Consider the following 3,958-nt stretch of genomic DNA (forward strand, 5'->3'; position numbering starts at 1 on the left):
CGGGTGGGTCAAAGTTCAACGCGCAGCCTGGGTCAGTTTTAAGTGCGCGCCAACATCCGGGTTATCGTAACGGACCAGACTGACCTGGAAACCGTTCTTGGCATCGACCTTCTGATCTACAATTGCCTTCACGACAACTACATCCTTCTGCAGTACAAGCGCATGCAAAAGGAACCAAAGGGCTGGAGTTACCCGATCCCACCCTCATCAGACCTGCTCTCCCAGCTGCAGAAAGCTAAGAACTTTAAAGCCGCCGTAGCGAGGCAAAGAGATCTGCCGCCACCATCACTTTGGAGTTATAGGCTAAGCGCAGATCCTTTCTTCTTCAAATTCTGCGAGCAGTTTCGCCCAAATTCGCGCGACGAAAGTCTGATACCAGGCATCACTATGTCATCCGATCACCTGGACGAGTTTCTTCAGTTACCCGAAGCCGCGAATAGCCGCGGAGGCACAGCAGTTGGCTATCACAATTGCCCGCGATACTTGAACAATTCGGAGTTCATCCAACTGGCAAAGTCTGGCTGGATTGGCACTAGCAGCCAATCAGCTTCACTCCTGAAAGATATTTTGGCGGCGAACAAGACAGGGGGCAGACAGGCCATGCTCGCCATTATTGATCCACCAGAGGAAAAAACGGCAGCTGGCCGTCGCCGAAAGTGAATCCGGGGACAACTTGATTCTGATCACCGTATGCAATGGCCCGCCATAAGCCTGCGTGCCCCAGATCCATTTCCGGATATTCCGCGCGCTTAGCGCAGGATTGCGCAGAGAGCGTAAGCGTTTCGAAACCGCCGCCCTACTTCAACCGCTCAACCAACCGCTGCCCCACCTCCAGCGCCGAAGCCGGGTTCTGCCCGGTAATCAGCTCGCGGTCCACCACCACATGCCCCGTCCACGGCGTAGTGTTGCTGCTGAACCGCGCCCCCGCCCGCTGCAGCGCGGTCTGCGGGTAGAACTTCATCTCACCGCCGCCCAGCAGCGGCTTGGCCTGCTCTTCCTCCTGGTTACTGATCACCGTCATCTGGTAGCCGCTGTAGATCCACTTCGGCGTGGCCGGCATCGCACCCGCTTCCAGCTTCGCCACAAAACCACCCGCATCCGGCAACGTGGACAGCAGCGCGATCGGCCCATGGCAGACCAGCGCCGTGGTCTTGTTGCGCTGGTGGAAGTCGGCCAGCAACCGGCCCAGCGCCGGGCTCTTCAGCAGGTCCTGCATCGGCGCGTGGCCACCGGGAATGTAGACCGCATCGAAACGCGTGTAGCCCTGCTGCTCGATGCGTGCCAGGCTGACCACCGGCGAGGCCGTCGGCGAGGTCAGTGCCAGTTTCTCCAGCAGATCCTGGTGCAATTTCAGCTGCGCGGCATCGTTGCCGAAGTACGCCGACGTCACCGAGGACGTATCCACCGTCGGCGCCCGCCCCTGCGGCGTGGCGAAGGTCACCTCGTGGCCCGCGTCCAGCAGCAGCTTGACCGGCTGCATCAGCTCGTTGAGATAGAAGCCGGTAGACAGCACCTTGCCGTCCTTCAGGTCCAGGTGGTTTTCGTCGGACAGCACCACCAGCACGTTGGCGGCCTGCGCGCCGGTGGCGGCCAGGGTCAGGGCCAGCGCTGCGGCCAGCCGGGTCATCAGGTTCATGGGGTCGCTCCAATCGGGGAATGGCTGCTACTTTATTCATCGCCCCAGCGGCGATAAATTGGCCCCATCGCAAAACATCTGTTCCCCGGAGAGCCAAATGAGCCGCAAGTTCGACTACCTGGGCGATGTGGAGGTGTTCCTGGCGGTGGTCGAGCACGGCTCGTTCACCGCCGGTGCGGTGGCACTGTCCACCACGCCCTCGGTGCTGAGCCGCGCCGTCACCCGGCTGGAAGCGCGGTTGGGCCGGCAGCTGCTGCAGCGGACCACCCGCCGCGTGGGCCTGACCGACGCCGGGCGGCTCTATCTGGAACAGGTGCGCACCGCCTTCGGGCTGCTGGACGACGCCGAGCGCGACGTACTGGCCCAGGACGGTGCGCTGGCCGGCCGCGTGCGCCTGAGCGTGCCCACCACCTATGGCCACTACCGGCTGCCGCCCGTGCTGGCGCGCTTTGCGCAGCAGTACCCGCAGGTGCAGGTGGAACTGAACATCACCAACCGCAACGTGGACCTGGTGGCCGAAGGCTTCGATCTGGCCATCCGCCTGGGCCAGCTGCCGGACAGCGGGCTGGTGGGGCGGAAGCTGGAAGACGCCCCACTGCTGCTGGTGGCCGCGCCGGACTATCTGCAGCGCCGGGGTACGCCGCAGACGCTGGACGACCTGCACCAGCACCTGTGCCTGCCGTTCGTGATGCCGCGCACCGGGCGGTTGGCGCCGTGGATCTTCCGCGACGACGGGCGCGACGTGGACTGGCTGCCGCGTTCGTCCATCGAGACCTCCGACGATGTGCTGGGCGTGGTGTCGCTGGCCGAACAGGGCATTGGCATCTGCCAGAGCTACGAGTTCATCGTGCGCGAGCGGTTGCAGCGTGGGCAGCTGGTGGAAGTACTGCCGCAGCTGCGGGGAAGATCGCGGCCGTTCTCGGTGATCTATGCGCCGCATCGACGACAGTCGGCGGCGGCGCGGGCGATGATTGAGTTGTTGGTGGGGAATGCGGCTGAGGATCGCGCTGGTTGAAGCTTCGAAGCTTGTTATCGTTGTCGGGTTTGAACCGCTTTTCGGTATCTGAGGCTGATCCGGCGCCGCTGCTTGCCGGGGCGGACTAAGAACTGTTGCAAAGAACGACGTCGCGTAATCCGCTTGGGGCATTGGCGATTGCGCCACTTTGATTCGCAATCAGCAGCGCATCTGCACGAATACGTCTTGTGGCGTCGCGTGCTGCACGAACGGCGCGTGCCACAATAGTTGTTCGCTCTCGAATTCCGCGATTCCTTCGCGAATCTCTATTGGCATTCGAAGCGGCGGCGTAAACACCATGGCGCGCCACCGACAAAGGGTGGTCGGGTCCGCAAACCCGAAGAAAGCGATGTCTGTAGTTTGCGCTTGCCCGTCGGCACCGTCCTTAACCGGTGCCGGCGGGCAATCCGTCGGCCTGTATGGCGGGCGGTGCGTGGGGGCCCTCGGGCCCGCCGGTCTTATGACATCGCTTCTTCCGGTTTGCAGCCACGCATCGTCCGCCACCCTTCACGGTGGCACTGTTAAGCACAGCCACGGAAGCCGACGCCATGAACGAATCCGACACCTTCTCTTCGTACACCGTTGTTGAACCCATCAACGACGACACTCCCCTGCCCGACCTGAACTCCCTGCTCGGCATCCTCAAGCGCATGCGCGGCTGCGAGGGGGCGGATGGGCATCCTTGGCCAGAAACCGATGTATCACCCGGCCGCCGCGCGAGCCTGGCGAGGACAGAGCGCGCGTTGGTGGGTCTGCTGACCGTGCTGGAGGTACTGCACTCGGCAGACCGCTGCCGGGTGGCAGCGGAGCCAGAGCGGCATCTGGATGAGGGAACTGTCGATGGGCTCTTTCTGGCTTGCCGCGGGCTGGCTGAGTGGGCGTGCCGGGAGGTTAGGCCGGAGTGACGCGCGCCGTTGCCTGCTTATAGAATTCTGCCTGAAAAGAAAATACCCATATCAGACCGGGAACGGAGGTCCTATTCGATTTCACTACAGCTCACGAACTCGTTTGGACGAGCCAACGCGTGACATCAGGTTCCGACAACATCCCGTCGGAGCTCCGATGTTTGGAACAGACTCACTCTAGCAATCCCTTTTGTTCGGAAACGGCTCCTTCGGGGATGGTCATTGACGATCTAACATGCCAACTAATTTGTGAATGCCTTAGAGGACAGCCCCCAAGGGCAGTGCGGCTTGGTGCCGATGGGAGCGATGCGCAAGTGATTCCCAGGGCGCTGAGCGGCGACTTCTTTTCAGTCGCGCAGTAGGCACTAAAGGGATAATTGGCGCGCGAACGAATAATACATA

Annotated in this window: 4 protein-coding genes; 3 read left to right on the forward strand and 1 reads right to left on the reverse strand. The window is 62.0% G+C overall.

Annotated elements, in window-relative coordinates:
* The first annotated feature begins 42 nt into the window (after positions 1–42).
* Positions 43–660, forward strand: a complete 618-nt coding sequence (locus RT582_RS22310) for a hypothetical protein (RefSeq protein WP_313480073.1) — start codon at positions 43–45, stop codon at positions 658–660.
* 136 nt (positions 661–796) lie between these two features.
* Here RT582_RS22310 and RT582_RS22315 read toward each other — a convergent pair whose 3' ends face one another.
* Complete coding sequence (locus RT582_RS22315; RefSeq protein ID WP_088476331.1) at positions 797–1,636, reverse strand: type 1 glutamine amidotransferase domain-containing protein; 840 nt, start codon at positions 1,634–1,636, stop codon at positions 797–799.
* 97 nt (positions 1,637–1,733) lie between these two features.
* Between RT582_RS22315 and RT582_RS22320 the strand changes: the two genes are divergently transcribed.
* Together RT582_RS22320 and RT582_RS22325 are read left to right on the forward strand one after the other, a co-directional pair.
* On the forward strand, positions 1,734–2,651 hold the full coding sequence (locus RT582_RS22320) for a LysR family transcriptional regulator (protein WP_313480076.1): 918 nt from the start codon (positions 1,734–1,736) through the stop codon (positions 2,649–2,651).
* Between the two features lie 548 nt (positions 2,652–3,199).
* A complete protein-coding gene (locus tag RT582_RS22325; protein ID WP_088476333.1) occupies positions 3,200–3,556 on the forward strand; it encodes a hypothetical protein in 357 nt (118 codons plus the stop codon).
* Positions 3,557–3,958: the final 402 nt, after the last annotated feature.

This window comes from Stutzerimonas kunmingensis (assembly GCF_032106285.1).
Classification (GTDB): domain Bacteria; phylum Pseudomonadota; class Gammaproteobacteria; order Pseudomonadales; family Pseudomonadaceae; genus Stutzerimonas; species Stutzerimonas kunmingensis_B.